The sequence below is a fragment of the Streptomyces sp. NPDC008238 genome (assembly GCF_042956445.1).
Classification (GTDB): Bacteria; Actinomycetota; Actinomycetes; order Streptomycetales; family Streptomycetaceae; genus Actinacidiphila.
This window is the reverse complement of sequence record NZ_JBIBGK010000002.1, coordinates 368,613-384,254: the sequence shown is the minus strand read 5'-3', so window position 1 is coordinate 384,254 and position 15,642 is coordinate 368,613. Positions and strand designations below refer to the sequence as shown.

Genomic DNA, 15,642 nt, shown 5'->3' with positions numbered 1-15,642 from the left:
AAACCCCCCGGGAGCCCTGAGTGAATCCGGAAACCGTCCCCCACACCGGCGGCCTCATAGCCCTGATCCCCGGCACCGCCGGGTTGCTGACCGTGGCCGTCCTCGGCATCGTCCTTCTGCTCCTGCTCATCATCAAGGCGCGGCTGCAGCCGTTCGTCGCCCTGCTCGCCGTCTCCGTGGCGGTGGCGCTCGCCGCGGGGCTGAGCGTCACCGAACTCTTCGGCACCGTCCAGCGGTCCACCGCCACCAGCCTCATCGAGACCGGCATGGGCGGCATCCTCGGCCATGTCGCGATCATCATCGGCCTCGGCACGATGCTCGGCGCGATCCTGGAGATCTCCGGGGGCGCCGAGGCCCTCGCCGCCCGGCTGCTGGGCGCCTTCGGCGAGCGGCGCGCCCCGCTCGCGATGGGCCTGACCGGTCTGGTCTTCGGCATCCCGGTCTTCTTCGACGTCGGCATCTTCGTGCTGGCGCCACTGGTCTACGCGGCCGCCAAGCGCGGCGGCCGGTCGATCCTCCTCTACTGCCTGCCGCTGCTGGCCGGGCTCTCCATGACGCACGCCTTCCTGCCGCCCCACCCCGGACCGGTCGCCGCGGCCGCCGTGTTCGGGGTGGACCTCGGCTGGGTCGTGCTCATGGGCGTGGTCTGCGGCGTCCCCGCGGTGCTGGCGGCGTGGGCGTACTCCGCGTGGATCGGGCGGCGCATCTTCGTCCCCGTGCCGCAGGACATGGCCGACGCGGTGGAGGAGGCCCGCGAGGCGGTGCGCGCCGAGGACGCGCCGTCGCAGGAGCCGGTGTCGGTGCGGATCGTGCTGGCGATCATCGGCACGCCCCTGGTGCTGATCCTGCTCGCCACCTTCTCCTCCGTCACGATGGAGGAGGGCACGACCCGTTCGCTGCTCGCCTTCTTCGGGCACCCCTTCGTGGCGCTGACCATCGCCCTGCTCCTCGCGTACTGGCTGCTGGGCATCCGGCGCGGCTGGAGCCGGCGGAGCCTGGAGACGGTCTCCACCGCCTCCCTCAAGCCGATCGGCAACATCCTGCTGGTGGTGGGCGCGGGCGGGGTCTTCGGCGCGGTGCTCAAGGCGAGCGGCATCGCCGACGCCCTGGCGGGGGCCTTCGGCGACGCGGGGCTGCCGGTGATCCTGCTGGCCTGGCTGCTGAGCGTGGCGCTGCGGGTGGCGCAGGGCTCGGCGACGGTCGCGATCGTCACCACCGCGGGCATCGTCCAGCCCGTGCTGGCCTCCGGCCACGCGTCCCAGGCGCACCTGGCGCTGGTCATCGTCGCGATCTCGGCCGGTTCGATCTTCGCCTCGCACGTCAACGACGGCGGCTTCTGGATGGTGGCCAAGTACTTCGGCATCAGCGAGCGCGACACCCTGCGCACGTGGACGGTGCTGGAGTCCGTCCTGTCGGTGGCCGGCTTCGCGGTGGCCGGGGCGCTGAGCGTGGTCGTCTAGGACGATACGGCCTGGAACGCCACGACGTGTGGCCGCGGACACCGCGCCCCCGGGGGACGGGACCTCTCCCGGGGGCGCGGTGCGTTCGGTGACGGTCCCGCCGGTTACGGCAGCCCGTGCACGTGCGGGCCGACGGTGCCGGAGAAGGCGTTGCCGTTCGTCGCGTCCCAGTTGGTGGACCAGGTCATCGCGCCGCGCAGGCCCGGCCAGGTGGTCGGGGGCTTGAAGGAGCCGCAGTTGGTGCCCTTGGTGAGGCAGTCCAGGGCGTTGTTGACGACGGCCGGCGACACGTAGCCGCCGCCCGCCGCCCGGGTGGAGGCCGGCAGGCCGAGGCCGACCTGGGAGGGGGCGAGACCGCTCTGCAGCTGGATGCAGGCCAGCGCGGTGATGAAGTCGACCGTGCCCTGCGCGTACACCTTGCCGTCGCAGCCGTTCATCGTGCCGCTGTTGTAGTACTGGGTGTTGACGACGGTCAGGATGTCCTTGATGTCGAGCGCGGTCTTGAAGTAGCCGAAGGACGTCGACTGCATGTCGATGGTCTGCGGGGCCATGGTGATGACCAGCCCGGAGCCGGCCTTGGCCGACAGGGAGCGCAGCGCCTGCGTCATGTAGGTCGCGTTGATCCCGTTCTCCAGGTCGATGTCGACGCCGTCGAAGCCGTAGGTCTGCATCAGGGAGAAGACGCTGCCCGCGAAGTTGTTCGCCGAGGCGGAGTCGCTGACGCTGATCGTGCCGTTCTGGCCGCCGACGGAGACGACGACCTTCTTGCCGGCCGCCTTCTTGGCCGCGATGTCGGCCTTGAACTGGTTGACCGGGTAGTTGAGCGCCGGGTCGAGCGTGAAGGAGACCGCGCCGGGCGTGCTCGTGGCGTCGGCGAAACTGACGGCGATGATGTCGTACTGCGACGGGACCTGCGCGATGGTCTGCACCGTCGCCCCGTTGTTGAAGTTCTGCCAGTAGCCGGTCAGCACGTGCTTGGGCAGCGAGCCGCCACCGGTCGGCGTCGGCGTCGGCGTCGGCGTGGGCGTCGGCGTCGGCGTGGGGGTCGGTGTCGGGGTCGGGTCCGTCGGCGTGGGGGTCGGGGTGGGTGTCGCGGTGCCGGCCGCGCCCAGCAGGCTCACGTCGTCGGCGAGGAAGGCGGGCTGGGCGTACCAGCCGTGCACGTAGACCGTCACCGAGGTGGTGGTCGCGCCGGTGGTGAAGCCGGTGGACAGCTGCTGGTAGGAGGACGCGGACGGGGTCCAGGTGGAGGCCTCGGCCATCCCGCTGCCGGTCGCGCCGAGGTAGACGTAACTGCCCTGGACGAAGGCGCTCAGCCGGTACGTGGAGTTCGGCCGGACGCTGATCGTCTGCGAGCAGCGGGCGTTGTCCGAGGACGACGGGGCGGCCTGCAGGGCCTTGCCGCCGCCGTGCACCGGGCTGCCGACGGCGGTGCCGCTGGAGGCGGTGCAGGTCCAGCCGCTCAGGCCGGCCTCGAAACCGCCGTTGGTCACGAGTTCGGGGTCCGCGGCGCTGGCGCTGCCGGACGTGGCGACCAGTCCCGCCACCGCGAGGGCGGCGGCGCCGACGGCCGCCGCGGCTCTGAGGGCGGTGCGCCGAGGGCGTGCGTGTTCCACTACTGCCTCCTGGGGGCGAGGAGTTGGGCGGGTACGCGAGTGGCCACTCTTGTGTGGACGCAGTTTGGTCCAGACCAATCCTCGGGTCAATACCTCGGCCCGCGTGCGTAGTCCGGCGTCCCGCGGGTACCACCGACTTCATCAACTGTTCGGCGACTTTCCGCACTGCTCCGGCTACGCAGGGATAAGCTCTCCGGGCATGGGACTGGGCGGGAGTTCCGGGAGGTCGCGGGTGTCGAGCGTCATAGCGGTCACGGCGGACGATCTCGCGCTCCCGCTGGAGCAGCACGTGATGGGCACCGCCGCCGCCCTGGAGGCCCACGGCCACCTGGTCGTACTCGTCCCGCCGGAGCCCACCGATCCGCTGCGCCGCCGCGTCCACACCGTGCGCGCGGCCCTGGAGGCGGACCGGGTGGCGATCGTCCCGGTCGACCTGCCGCCGCTGGCCGCCCTGCTCCTGGCCGAGCAGCTGCGCCAGCTCGCCGCCACCGACCTCGGGCCCGGAGTGCTCGCCGGGGCGGCCCGGCTGCTCTCGCACTACCTCCACTCCGGCGCGCTGCTCGGCTCGGTGTCCCGGCTGGACCGGGTGGACGTGCCGGTCGGCGCCCACCTGAAGTCCCTCGTGCCCGGGCGTCACTTCGCCGTCCTCGCGCACCCCGAACCGCATCTGTCCGAGGCGCGGTCCGACGCCGTGCCGCCCGGGCCGGCCTTCCTCACCCAGCTCGCCGTGGCGCACGGCCACGGCCTCGACGCCGGCTGGGTCACCGGGCCGCTGGCCCGCGCCTGGCGGAGCCAGCACGTGCGGGAGGTGCCGCTGCCTGCGGACTCCGCACGCTGGTGGGGCACCGGCCGGCTCGTCGAGTTCACCGCCTACATCGCCGACGTCGGCGTGCTGTACCAACTGGTCACCTCGGTCCGCCGGGACACCTGCGGCTGGTGCGGACTGGCCGTCATCGGCGACCGCTGCCTGTTCTGCTCGGCCACGGTCGACGGGCAGCAGCGCGTCCGTCCCCCCGAGCGGCCGCGCCAGGTCGTGCACTCGGGTCCCCGCGCGCCCTCCCTGACGCCCAGGGCGTCCCCCGCCCCGCAGGTATCCCCTCACCAGCACTCGGCACTTGAGCGATAGGGCCCCACCTCTATGAACTCACGTCAGCGTCGCGGCGTCGTCCTCCTCGTGGTCTCCGCGCTGTGCGCGCTCGCCGCCTTCGCCGGGGTCGTCACCGTCATCGGGGACGCCCGCTCCCAGGTCGGGCCGAAGGTGACCGCGTACCGGCTGGCCGCGGACGTGCCCGCGTACGAGGCGGTCGGCCGCGCCCAGTTGCAGGAGGTCCGGATACCCGAGCGCTGGCTGCCCGCCACCGCCGTCCGCGACCTCGGCCGGCTGGCCGGCAAGATAGCCGCCGTCCCGCTGCACCGCGGCTCCCTGCTGCAGACGGACATGGTCGCCGAACGGCCCGCGCTGCAATCCGGGCAGATGGAGATCGCGATCATGATCGACGCGGAGACCGGGGTGGCCGGGAAGATCACCCCGGGTGCGCGGGTCAACATCTTCGCCACCTTCGCGCCCCGCGGGGACGACGACCCCGAGGTCTCGAAGATCATCGTCGCGGGCGCCCGGGTCATCGACGTCGGCGAGCTCAAGGCCTTCGACACCGGCAGCGACAACCGCCGCGTCAGCAGCCAGGGCGTCCCCATCACCTTCGCCCTCGGTGCCGCCGACGCCCAGCGGGTCGCCTTCGCCGAGTCCTTCGCCCGGCACGTGCGCCTCGCGCTCGTCGCCCCGGGCGACGCGACCGCCCCCTCCGAACGGGACCGTACCTACACCCTCGCCCGCGACGGAGCCGCCTCGTGACCGGCGTACGCATCCTGTCGGGCACCCCCGACCCCGACACCGCACGGGCCCTGACCGGGGTCCTCCACCAGCTGCCGGGCGCCGAACCCGGGCCCGCGCTCCCCGACTCCACCACCCTGCTCGACGTCCTCGCGCGCGCCGCCGAGACCGGGGTGGACGAACTGCCCGAGGTCGTCGTCGTCCACGACCGCATCACACCGGTGCCCGCGCTCGAGGTCGTCCGCGAGATCGCGCTGCGCTTCCCCGCGGTCGGCGTCATCCTGCTCACCGCCGACCCGAGCCCGGCCGTCCTGTCCGGCGCCATGGACGCCGGCGCGCGCGGCGTCGCCGGGGTGCCGCTGTCGTACGACGAACTCGGCGCCCGCGTGGAGGCGGCCGCCGCCTGGGCGGCCGGCGTACGGCGCCACCTCAGCCCCCAGCAGCCCGCGCTGCCCGCCGTGGCCGGGGGCCGGCTGGTCGCCGTCGCCGGGGCGAAGGGCGGGGTCGGCACCACCGTCGCCGCCGTCCAGCTCGCCCTCGCCGCGCAGGCCGCGGGGAAGTCCACCGCCCTGGTCGACCTCGACCTCCAGGGCGGCGACGTCGGCTCCTACCTCGACGTCCAGTTCCGCCGCTCCGTCGCCGACCTCGCGGACATCGCGGACGTGTCGACCCGCGTGCTGCAGGACGCCATGTACGTCCACGAGTCCGGGCCCGCGCTGCTGCTGGCGCCCGGCGAGGGCGAACGCGGCGAGGAGGTCACCGACCGCGCCGCCCGGCACGTGCTGCACGCCCTGCGACAGCGCTACGAGGTCGTGGTCGTCGACTGCGGCACCCAGATGACCGCCGCCAACGCGGTCGCCGTCGAGACCGCGGACACCGCGCTGCTGGTCACCACCCCCGACGTGGTCGCCGTGCGCGCCGCCAAGCGCATGGTGCGCATGTGGGACCGGCTGCAGATCCGCAAGCCCCAGGACGTGCTCGTCGCCGTCAACCGGCACACCCGCGGCAGCGAGATCCAGCCCTCGCTGATCGCCCGCATCACCGGCACCCGGATCGCGGGCGCCGTCGTCCCCGCGGCCTTCCGGGAACTCCAGGCGGTGGTGGACGCCGGACGGCTCCAGGACCTCGACAACCGCTCCAGCGTCAAGCAGGGACTGTGGACGCTCGCCGCCGAGATCGGCCTGACGGGCCCCGGGAACGCCGTGACGCCCCGCCGGGGCCGCCGCGGCCGCGGCGAACAGGGCCAGGTCGTCCTGGAGACGCTCGGCATGACGCCGCTGATCCTCCTGGTGCTTGTCCTGGTCTGGCAGGCGGTGCTCGCCGGGTACACCTTCACCCTCGCCGGCCACGCCGCCGACCGGGCCGCGCGTGCGGCGGCGGTCGGTGAGGACGCCCGCGCGGCCGCCGCCGACGACCTGCCGGGCGCCTGGCGGATCCAGGACTTCGGCACCGACGACGCCGACGGGATGGTCGGGGTCACCGTGGGCCTGCGCGTCCCCGTCCTCTTCCCCGGCACGATCGACTTCCCGTTGACCGTCCACGGCCACGCCTCGGCCGTCGACGAAGAGGCGGTCGCCCCGTGACGGCCCGGACCCGCCGCCCCCGCGACCGCGGCAGCGCCTCCCTGGAGTTCCTGGGGATGCTGCCGATCCTGCTGCTGATCGCCCTCGCGGGCGTGCAACTGGGCCTGGCCGCCTACACCGCGGCCCAGGCCGGTACGGCCGCCCGCGCCGCCGCGCGCATGGCGGCGCTGCACGACCCCCCGGTGAGCGGCTCCGTCGCGGGCACGGAGGCGGTGAGCTCCTGGCTGCGCGACGGTACGCGGATCGGCACCACCGGCGACGCCGGCGACTCGGTGCGGGCGACGGCGACCGTGGAGATCCCGTCGGTGCTGCCGGGCCTGCGCCCCGGCTCCGTCACCCGGACCGCCACGATGCCCAGGGAGGACGACGAAGGGGCCGACGAATGAGCCTGCGCGACCGCATCGCCGCGAACGAGGACGCCGCCCCGCAGACGCAGGAGGGCCACCTCGTCGCGGTCTACCGGGCCAAGCTCCTCCAGGAGATCGACCTCGCCGAGATGTCCGCCCTCGCCGCCGCCGAGCGCCGGGTGCGCCTGGAACGCGTCCTCGGCCACATCATCAGCCGCGAGGGCCCGGTGCTCTCCACCAAGGAGCGCACCGGCATCATCCGCCGGGTCGTGGACGAGGCCCTGGGCCTGGGCATCCTCGAACCGCTGCTGGAGGACGCCTCCATCACCGAGATCATGGTCAACGGCCCGGACCGCATCTACATCGAGCGCGCCGGTCGCGTGGAGCCGGTCGCCGCCCGGTTCAGCAGCCCCGAGCAGCTGCTGCAGACCATCGAGCGGATCGTGTCGACCGTCAACCGCCGGGTGGACGAGTCGAATCCGATGGTGGACGCCCGCCTGCCCTCCGGCGAGCGCGTCAACGTCATCATCCCGCCGCTGTCCCTGACCGGCCCCGTCCTGACCATCCGCCGCTTCCCCCGCGCGTACGCCCTGCACGAACTGATCGGCCTCGGCACCCTCGACGAGCACATGCTGATGCTGCTCTCCGCGCTCGTACGGGCCAAGTTCAACATCATCGTCAGCGGCGGCACCGGCTCGGGGAAGACCACGCTGCTCAACGCGCTGTCCGGGCTCATCCCCGACGGCGAGCGCATCATCACCGTCGAGGACGCCGCCGAACTCCAGCTCCAGCAGGAGCACGTCGTACGCCTGGAGAGCCGGCCGCCCAACGTCGAGGGACACGGCCGGATCACCATCCGCGACCTCGTGCGGAACTCGCTGCGCATGCGCCCCGACCGGATCATCGTCGGTGAGGTCCGCGGCGGCGAGACCCTCGACATGCTGCAGGCCATGTCGACCGGCCACGACGGCTCGCTGGCCACCGTGCACGCCAACTCCGCCGAGGACGCGGTGCTCAGACTGCAGACCCTGGCCTCGATGTCGGAGGTGAAGATCCCCTTCGAAGCGCTGCGCGACCAGATCAACAGCGCCGTCGACGTCATCGTCCAGCTGCGCCGCGACGTCGACGGCACCCGCCGGATCGCCGAGATCGCCGTGCTGTCCTCACGCGGCCGCGACACCTTCCGGCTGACCACCGCGACCCGCTTCCGCGCCGAGCCGATGGGATCCGACCGGATCGTGCGGGGCTGGTTCCACCACCAGCCCGTACCGCGGGAACTGGCCGAACGCTTCCACCTCGCGGGCGAGTCCGTGCCGGCGGCGTTCGGCATCGGCGAGAGCGAACTGGAGCTGTCCAGCAGGGAGGCGAAGTGAACACGCCCACGATGGCCCTGACCGTGCTCGGCGTGACCGGCCTCGCGCTGGTGCTGGCCGTCTGGGGCCTGCACGCCTGGAGCGGCGGCCGCGCCGACCGCGCCGCGCTCGTCGACCGGCTGGCCGACGTCCCGGCCGCCGAACGGCACGCCGTGCCCTTCGCCGGCCTGGACCGCAGGGTCCGGCGCACCGCCTGGGGCGGCCGGCTGGCCAACCGGCTCGCCGCCACCGGCACCAGCCTGACGCCGGGACAGTTCACCGCGGCCGCCCTCGGGGTCGTCGGCGGTGCCTGGCTGGTCGCAGACGTCCTCCTGGCACCCTTCTTCGGCCCGATCGCCGGGCTCCTGGCGGCCTGGGCGGTCAGCTCCTTCCTCGGCTGGCGGCGCCGGGTGCGCACCGAGCGCTTCATCGCCCAACTGCCCGAACTCGCCCGCGTCCTGGCCAACGCCACCCAGGCCGGGCTCGCCCTGCGCACCGCCGTCGGCATGGCGGCGGAGGAACTGGAGGCCCCGGCCGGCGAGGAACTGCGCAAGGTCGCCGATGCCATGACGCTCGGGCACTCCATCGAGGACGCCATGGCCGAACTGCAGGAACGGCTGCCCAGCCGGGAACTGGTGGTGCTGGTCACCACACTCGTCCTGTCGTCCCGGGCCGGCGGCTCGGTCGTGGAGTCGCTGCGCAACCTCACGGTGACCCTGGAGGAGCGCAAGGAGACCCGGCGCGAGATCCGCACCCAGATGTCCCAGGTCACCGTCACCGCGTACGCCGTCCCCGTGATCGGGATCGGCTCGCTGCTGCTGCTCGACCGCATCATGCCGGGTTCGCTGGGCGCGATGACCGGCTCCGGGGCCGGGCGGATCGCCGTGCTCGTCGCCCTCGGCCTGTACGTCGTCGGCTTCGCGCTCATCCGCCGCATGTCGCGGATCGACGTGTGAGGGGGGTGGGGGACCTGTGATCACCGTCGCGCTGGCCGCCGTCGCCGCCCTCGGAGTGGTGGGCGTCTGCTACGGCATCGGCATCTACCGCTCCGAGGTCAAGCTGCCCAGCGACCTCCAACTGGCCCTGGAGGTCGGCCGGACCCGCACCACCAAGGTCGGTAACGCCGTCGACCGCCTCGGTATGCGCTGGGCGCCCCTGGTGCTGCGCCTCATGGGCCCCGCCCGGGTCAACCGGATCCGCACCCGCATCGACCACGCCGGCCACCCCTACGGCCTCACCGTCGACCGCTACGCCGCCCGCCGCGCCGTCTACGGCGCGCTGGGCGCCCTCGCGGCCCTGGTGCTCCTCCAGGCCGGCCACTGGTTCGTCGCCCTCCTGATGGTCGCCTACGGCCTCGGCTGGACGGACCTCGGCATCTGGCTCGCCGTCCGCAGGCGCCGCGACGAGATCGAGCGCACGCTCCCGGACTTCCTCGACGTCCTCGCCGTGGTGGTCAGCGCCGGCCTCGGCTTCCGCCAGGCCCTCGAACGCGTCGCCTCCGTCTACAAGGGCCCCTGGAGCGACGAGATCCGCATCGCCCTGCGCCAGATGGACGTCGGCGTCAGCCGCCGTGACGCCTTCGACCAGCTGCGCCGGCGCAACGGCAGCGAGCAGGTCGGGCAGTTCGTCACGGCCCTGCAGCAGGGCGAGGAACTGGGCGCGCCCATCGCCCGCACGCTGCTCCAGATCGCCACGGACATGCGGCGCACCGAGGCCCAGAACGCCCGCCGCCGCGCGGCCCGTACGGTGCCCCGCGCGACCGGCGTGGTCACCACGCTCCTCGTCCCCGCGACGATGATCCTGCTGATGACGGGCACGATCCTCGGGTCGCGCATCAACTTCGGCGAGCTGCTGGGGTGATGGGGGTGACGGGGCCGTGAACGCATGTGCGGTGCGGGTGGTGGGTAGTGACCGGGGCCGCCATATTGGGTGCGGAGTCCGGGGTTGCGCTGTACATTTGCAGTCGCAACCACATTTGCACCTGCAATCAGGCACGGATCGCAGCGGGTCGACCCGATGGGAGGCGGTGCGCCGTGGACCTCACCGGCACCGCGACCGCCCGCGGCGATAGCCAGACCCCGGCCGACGCAAGGGGCGCGGCCGGAGCACGTCTCGTGACTACGGTTTGGGGCACGGAAGATGAGCAGGTGGGTTGTGAAGCGACTGACCGCGCTGCGCACACGCATGCGCGTCCACGACGACTCGGGACAGACGTCGTTCGAGTACCTGGGCATCGCGGTGGTGATCGCGGTGATCATCGGGGTGCTGGCGGGGACGACAAGCATCGGCCAGGCTGTATTGACCGGCATCCTGGGCAAGATCGCGGACATCGTCGGCTCAGGCTGAGCGGGCGTATCGTCGGCGACTCGGGGCAGACCGTCGGTCTTTACATCGTGGCGGTGGCCGCACTGTTCTTCCTGGCGTTCGCGTTCTTCGCCGTCGGGCAGGCATCGTCGGTGAGGAACACGGCGCAGACCGCGGCCGACGCCTCGGCCCTCGCGGCCGCACGGGAGGTTCGCGACAGCGTCAGGGAGTCATTCCTCGGCGCACTGGAGGCGGGAGACCTGGAGCGGCTGGCGGAGCTTCTGGCTCTGAACGGGATGACCGCCGAAGGCGCCTGTGGCGCGGCCGCGGACTACGCGGCGCAGAACGAGGCAGTCGTCGACGAGTGTGACGTGGGCGGTCCGAACCGTGCCACGGTTGCCCTTCACTCTTCGGGCACCGTCGGCAAGTCCGTTGTTCCGGGCACGGAATCGATGCACGCCAACGCGACCGCGACGGCGATCGTCGAGAGCCGCTGCGGTGTCGATGACAAGGATGGCGACACGGTCACGTTCATCTGTGCCGGAGACCGGCTCACCGTGGACCCGACGGCCGACGATTTCGATCTGAACCTGGCGGAGTTCTACTCCGTCCATCTCAGCGAGTGAGGAACGGGGGACCGATGCGTATTCAGAAGCAAGGCCCGGCCACAGTCGTCGTCGCGGTGGTCCTCGCCGCGGCACTCTCCGGGTGCGGCGGTGGTGACGGCGACGACAAGGCCAGCCCCACATCGTCCGCGAAGAAGACCGCGCCGAGTGGTTCGGACAAATCGAGCGCGACTCCTTCGGACGAGCCAACCGAGGTCTTGGCCCAGATGAAGGGTGAAGAGGGCGTCACGGTCACCCTCAACGAAGCGACGCGTGATTCCGGCGGCTTCGTCACCGTCAAGGGCTCGCTCACCAACAATGGGGACTCCGCCTTCAGCGCCACGTACTGGACGGGGCCGGAAAAGGCGGTGCAGCGCTCCGGGCCTTCCGTCGCCGGGGCCGTCCTGGTCGACTCCGTCGGCAAGAAGCGCTACTACGTGCTCCGGGACACCGAGGGCAAGTGCCTGTGCACCACGGGCCTCACCCTGATCAAGCCGGGCGAGACCCGGCCCCTCTTCGCGCAGTTCCCGGCGCCGCCGGAGGGCACGACCGAGGTGGAGTTCCAGCTGCCGACGATGCCCCCGGCCAAGATCACGATCGGGGAGGGGTGAGCCGTGCCCCGTCGCCGACCCCGTCCGCACGGTCGCCCCGGTGTCGCGGCCGTGCTCGGCCTCGCGCTCGTGCTCACGCCGCTCACCGCCGCGACCGCGCGGGCGGACGACGACCCGACGGCGCAGCCGACCCCGTCCGCGCCCGTGGAGGTGGACCCGGACGACCCCGACCTGCAGCTGCCCGAGGGGGCGACCCTGGCGCCACCCAAGGTGCTGGACATCGTCTCCGTGTCGGACGCGTCGTCCTCCGAGAACGCTTCCGCCGACGACGGCGAGGAGCGGCACGAGGAGTCGAACTCCTCCGTGACCTACGCCCTCCAGTCGGACGTCCTGTTCGGCCGGGACAGCGCCAAGCTGAACGCGGCGGCCACCGCCCGGATCAAGGCCATCGCGGGCGACATCGACGCCAGGAACGTCACGCAGCCGATCCGCGTCTTCGGCTTCACGGACGACCTGGGCTCGTACGAGCACGGCGAGGTGCTTTCCAAGAAGCGGGCGGACGCGGTCTACAAGATCCTCGCCGAGGAGCTCGGTTCGCTCGGCAGCTCCGGTCACTCGTTCCAGGTGCGCGGGTACAGCGAGGACTACCCGATCGCCGACAACTCCAGCGAGGCGGGCCGCAAGCAGAACCGCCGTGTGGAGATCACGTTCCGGCCGTCGTAGCGCCGCCGGCCGGCAGTGGAGGATTCCGGCGTGTCGCCGGCGTCCCGGGTCCCGGTCAACGGAACGGGTCACCTACACGGGTAAGGCGCCGCCCCAGGACTGCCGAAATCCTCGCCAAGGCTCCGGTGCGCTCCGTGACGGAACGTATGCGGTGCGGATGTGGTGCTGGTGGGCAAACAGCCTGAACCAGGGCCATTCGGTCCAATCGCCCACCGTTCGCGCAACTTGTTCGGGGGAACCTTCACATCTCCCTCATGACCTTGGACCGGGAGAGCGGTTCCGGCGCGGTACCTTGGAACCCCCCCCTCGGGCCGGTCCGCTCTCCCCCCCTGCGGACCGGCCCGTCTTCTTTCCCCGGGTTTCCCCGCGTTTCCCCGGGGCTCCGGCACCCGCCCCGGCGGGAACCGCCCCGGGCGCGCCGGGTGTCTCCAGACGACGACGGGGGCGTGCGCCCCCTCGCAGTGACGGGGGATGCCGATGGACGCTGCGATACCGGTCGTCTTCACCGGGGTGGCCGTGCTGATCACGCTCGTACCGCTGGCGGTCGCGGCGCGCGCCGGTCACCGCCTGCTGTGGATACGGCGGGCCGTGCACGGCGGGCTGCGCGCCGAGGGGCGCTGCGTGCGGGTGTACACGACCGTCGGATCGACCGGTGAGGGCCCGACCCGCTCGCGGCAGCACTTCGTCTTCGAGTTCCGCACCGCCGACGGCCGCGACGTGCGCTTCGAGGACCCGGAGGCGCCCGGCACGACGATCGAGGGCGACCGGCTGACGGTCGCCTACGTGCCCGGTGCGCCGGAGCGCGCGCTGGTCGTACCGCCCGGGTACCGGGTGCCGTACGGCCAACTCGCCCTGACCCTGGCCTTCCTGGGGATCTTCGTCACCGTGGGCGTCCTGCTGGTCCTCGGGGGCGTGCGGTTCGCCGAGGCCTTCGGCAGTGCCTCCGACCCGGCCGGCTTCGGCGGGGAGGGCTTCTAGGACGACACGGTCCTCCCGCCCAACCCGGCCTCCGGCGGACGGCGCGTCATGCAGGGGAGCCGCACGGCCGGGGCGCGGGTATGGCGTCGGGGGGCTCACGCGCCGGGCCGCACGGTCAGCGCCGTACCCCGCACCAGGCCCCAGGCCGCCATCGCGCCGGCCTCCGCCTCCAGTACGTGACGGGCCCGCAGCCGCGGGCGGCCCACCCGGCCGGGCGGCATGGTGCGGACGGCGAGCACCCGCAGCCGGCGGTCGAGGTAGGCGACGTCGATGGCGAAGCGCATGCCCAGGGTGTGCACGCTCGCGGCGGGGGTGAGCAGCAGCGCCCCGCTGATCCCGGTGCGGCCCAGCAGCCCCCGGGTGCGGGCCCGGTACGAGGCCGCGATCTCCAGCGGTATCCCCGCGCCGTCCGCGGGTCCGGCACCGGCGAGGTGCAGCAGCCCGGCCCCGTCGCGGCGGAGGTCACCCATGCGGCTCACGTCCCTTCGCGTGGTGCGCCCGTGTACGGTCGGGCCCGATGCATGTCTATCCGATCGCCGCGGCCGTCGTGTGGGGAACCGTCGTGGGGCTCGCGCTGCCCCGTCCGGCGTTCCGGCTGTCCGTCGCGCCGGAGCAGCCCCGGCGCAGCCGGTGCCCGGCGGACCTGCCCTATCCGGCCGGGTGGCGGGGCTGGTGGGGGCCGGCGCGCAACGCGGGCCCGCTGGCGACCGGCTGGCGCTCCGCGGTGCTCACCGCCGCGGTCTGCGCGGCGGTGGCGGCGGGCACCGGTCCACGGCCCGAACTGACGGTGTGGCTGCTGCTCGTCCCGCTCGGAGTGCTGCTCGCCCGGGTCGACCTGACGGTGCTGCGGCTGCCGGACGTGCTGACCCTCCCCGCCGCCGCGGGGACGGCGGCGCTGCTGGGCGCGGCGGCGCTGCTCCCGGGTCACGGGGGCTCCTGGCCCCGGGCGTTGCTGGGGGCGGCGGCGCTGGGGCTGTTCTACCTCGTCCTGCACCTGGTCAACCCGGACGGCATGGGCTTCGGCGACGTCAAACTCGCCCCCACCGCGGGGATGGTGCTCGCCTGGTACGGGTGGGGGACGCTCGCCGCCGGCACCCTCGTGGCCTTCGCGCTGGCCGCGGTCACCGGCCTGGCGCTGCTGGCGGCCCGCCGCGCCGGCCGCCGCACCCCGCTGCCCTTCGGGCCGTTCATCCTGGCCGGCGCCCTGGCCGGACCGCTGCTGCCGTCCTGACCAGGGCGCCCGCCGTCGTCACGCGTCGCTGCTGCGGGACCAGAGATTGACGCCCGACTCGAGGGCGAACTCGTCGACCTCGGCGAGTTCCGCGGCCGTCAGCGGGGCGGCGCCCACCGCCGCGACGTTGGCCTCCAGCTGGGCGACGCTCGACGCCCCGATGAGCGCGGAGGTGATCCGCTTGTCACGCAGCACCCAGCTCAGCGCGAGCTGCGCCAGCGACTGGCCGCGCCGGGCGGCGATGTCGTTGAGGCCGCGCAGCCTCCGCACGACCTCGTCCGTGATCAGGGTGGGGTCAAGGGACTTGCCCTGGGCGGCCCGCGAACCCTCCGGGATGCCGTTCAGGTACTTGTCCGTCAGGAGGCCCTGGGCCAGCGGGACGAAGGGGATGCAGCCGATGCCCTCCTCCTCCAGGACGTCCAGCAGCCCGTCGTCCTCGACCCAGCGGTTGATCATCGAGTACGAGGGCTGGTGGATCAGCGCCGGCACACCCATCTGGCGCAGCAGGGCGGCGGCCTCGCGGGTGCGCTGCGCGCTGTACGAGGAGATGCCGACGTAGAGCGCCTTGCCCTGGTGGACGGCGGACGCGAGGGCGCCCATCGTCTCCTCCAGCGGGGTGTCGGGGTCGTAGCGGTGCGAGTAGAAGATGTCGACGTAGTCCAGGCCCATGCGGCCCAGGGACTGGTCGAGCGAGGACAGCAGGTACTTGCGGCTGCCCCACTCGCCGTACGGGCCGGGCCACATGTCGTAGCCCGCCTTGGTCGAGATGACCAGCTCGTCACGGTAGGGCCGGAAGTCCTGGGCGAGGATGGTCCCGAAGTTGCTCTCGGCGGAGCCGTAGGGCGGGCCGTAGTTGTTGGCGAGGTCGAAGTGGGTGACGCCGAGGTCGAACGCGCGGCGCAGGATGGCGCGCTGCGAGTCGAGGGTGCGGTCGTCGCCGAAGTTGTGCCAGAGCCCGAGGGAGATCTCGGGGAGCTTCAGACCGCTGCGGCCGGTACCGCGGTACGCCATCGCGTCGTAGCGCCCGTCGGCGGCGCGGTAGAGAGAACGAATATCCACAG

General features: G+C 72.8%; 17 protein-coding genes. 14 read left to right on the top strand and 3 right to left on the bottom strand.

Going from position 1 to position 15,642, the window contains the following annotated elements:
* Positions 1–20 precede the first annotated feature (20 nt).
* Entirely contained in the window at positions 21–1,460 is a 1,440-nt protein-coding gene (locus ACFZAU_RS06585; protein ID WP_500551336.1) for a GntP family permease, read from the top strand.
* Between the two features lie 104 nt (positions 1,461–1,564).
* Here ACFZAU_RS06585 and ACFZAU_RS06580 read toward each other — a convergent pair whose 3' ends face one another.
* Positions 1,565–3,076, bottom strand: coding sequence for a chitinase (locus ACFZAU_RS06580; protein ID WP_500551335.1), 1,512 nt, complete (start codon positions 3,074–3,076; stop codon positions 1,565–1,567).
* Between the two features lie 232 nt (positions 3,077–3,308).
* On the opposite strand from ACFZAU_RS06580, the gene ACFZAU_RS06575 reads away from it, so the two are divergent.
* From ACFZAU_RS06575 to ACFZAU_RS06520, 12 genes are all read left to right on the top strand, one after another.
* Positions 3,309–4,202, top strand: a complete 894-nt coding sequence (locus ACFZAU_RS06575) for a hypothetical protein (protein ID WP_500551334.1) — start codon at positions 3,309–3,311, stop codon at positions 4,200–4,202.
* A 12-nt stretch (positions 4,203–4,214) separates the two neighbouring features.
* Positions 4,215–4,928 (top strand): Flp pilus assembly protein CpaB, encoded by a 714-nt coding sequence (cpaB, locus tag ACFZAU_RS06570; RefSeq protein ID WP_500551333.1) that lies wholly within the window; start codon positions 4,215–4,217, stop codon positions 4,926–4,928.
* Entirely contained in the window at positions 4,925–6,490 is a 1,566-nt protein-coding gene (locus ACFZAU_RS06565; protein WP_500551332.1) for a CpaE/TadZ family protein, read from the top strand. Before cpaB ends, ACFZAU_RS06565 begins: the two co-directional genes overlap by 4 nt.
* Positions 6,487–6,876, top strand: coding sequence for a TadE/TadG family type IV pilus assembly protein (locus ACFZAU_RS06560; RefSeq protein ID WP_499610186.1), 390 nt, complete (start codon positions 6,487–6,489; stop codon positions 6,874–6,876). Before ACFZAU_RS06565 ends, ACFZAU_RS06560 begins: the two co-directional genes overlap by 4 nt.
* Positions 6,873–8,210: a TadA family conjugal transfer-associated ATPase gene (locus ACFZAU_RS06555; protein WP_499610187.1), complete on the top strand. Its 1,338-nt coding sequence runs from the start codon at positions 6,873–6,875 to the stop codon at positions 8,208–8,210. Before ACFZAU_RS06560 ends, ACFZAU_RS06555 begins: the two co-directional genes overlap by 4 nt.
* On the top strand, positions 8,207–9,145 hold the full coding sequence (locus ACFZAU_RS06550; RefSeq protein ID WP_500551331.1) for a type II secretion system F family protein: 939 nt from the start codon (positions 8,207–8,209) through the stop codon (positions 9,143–9,145). Before ACFZAU_RS06555 ends, ACFZAU_RS06550 begins: the two co-directional genes overlap by 4 nt.
* Before the next feature lie 19 nt (positions 9,146–9,164).
* The gene (locus ACFZAU_RS06545) at positions 9,165–10,049 is read left to right on the top strand and encodes a DUF5936 domain-containing protein (RefSeq protein WP_499610254.1); all 885 of its coding nucleotides are present in this window, start codon (positions 9,165–9,167) and stop codon (positions 10,047–10,049) included.
* A gap of 294 nt (positions 10,050–10,343) precedes the next feature.
* On the top strand, positions 10,344–10,535 hold the full coding sequence (locus ACFZAU_RS06540; RefSeq protein WP_499610256.1) for a hypothetical protein: 192 nt from the start codon (positions 10,344–10,346) through the stop codon (positions 10,533–10,535).
* Complete coding sequence (locus ACFZAU_RS06535; RefSeq protein WP_500551599.1) at positions 10,487–11,119, top strand: pilus assembly protein TadG-related protein; 633 nt, start codon at positions 10,487–10,489, stop codon at positions 11,117–11,119. Before ACFZAU_RS06540 ends, ACFZAU_RS06535 begins: the two co-directional genes overlap by 49 nt.
* A 206-nt stretch (positions 11,120–11,325) precedes the next feature.
* Positions 11,326–11,709 (top strand): hypothetical protein, encoded by a 384-nt coding sequence (locus tag ACFZAU_RS06530; RefSeq protein WP_500551330.1) that lies wholly within the window; start codon positions 11,326–11,328, stop codon positions 11,707–11,709.
* 3 nt (positions 11,710–11,712) lie between these two features.
* Positions 11,713–12,372, top strand: a complete 660-nt coding sequence (locus ACFZAU_RS06525; RefSeq protein WP_500459141.1) for an OmpA family protein — start codon at positions 11,713–11,715, stop codon at positions 12,370–12,372.
* 477 nt (positions 12,373–12,849) lie between these two features.
* Positions 12,850–13,350, top strand: coding sequence for a DUF3592 domain-containing protein (locus ACFZAU_RS06520; protein WP_500551329.1), 501 nt, complete (start codon positions 12,850–12,852; stop codon positions 13,348–13,350).
* 95 nt (positions 13,351–13,445) lie between these two features.
* On the opposite strand, the gene ACFZAU_RS06515 is transcribed toward ACFZAU_RS06520, so the two are convergent.
* Entirely contained in the window at positions 13,446–13,820 is a 375-nt protein-coding gene (locus ACFZAU_RS06515) for a DUF192 domain-containing protein (RefSeq protein ID WP_500551328.1), read from the bottom strand.
* 47 nt (positions 13,821–13,867) lie between these two features.
* Between ACFZAU_RS06515 and ACFZAU_RS06510 the strand changes: the two genes are divergently transcribed.
* Entirely contained in the window at positions 13,868–14,581 is a 714-nt protein-coding gene (locus ACFZAU_RS06510; protein WP_500551327.1) for a prepilin peptidase, read from the top strand.
* 18 nt (positions 14,582–14,599) lie between these two features.
* Here ACFZAU_RS06510 and mgrA read toward each other — a convergent pair whose 3' ends face one another.
* Complete coding sequence (gene mgrA / locus ACFZAU_RS06505) at positions 14,600–15,640, bottom strand: L-glyceraldehyde 3-phosphate reductase (RefSeq protein ID WP_500551326.1); 1,041 nt, start codon at positions 15,638–15,640, stop codon at positions 14,600–14,602.
* Between the last annotated feature and the right edge of the window lie 2 nt (positions 15,641–15,642).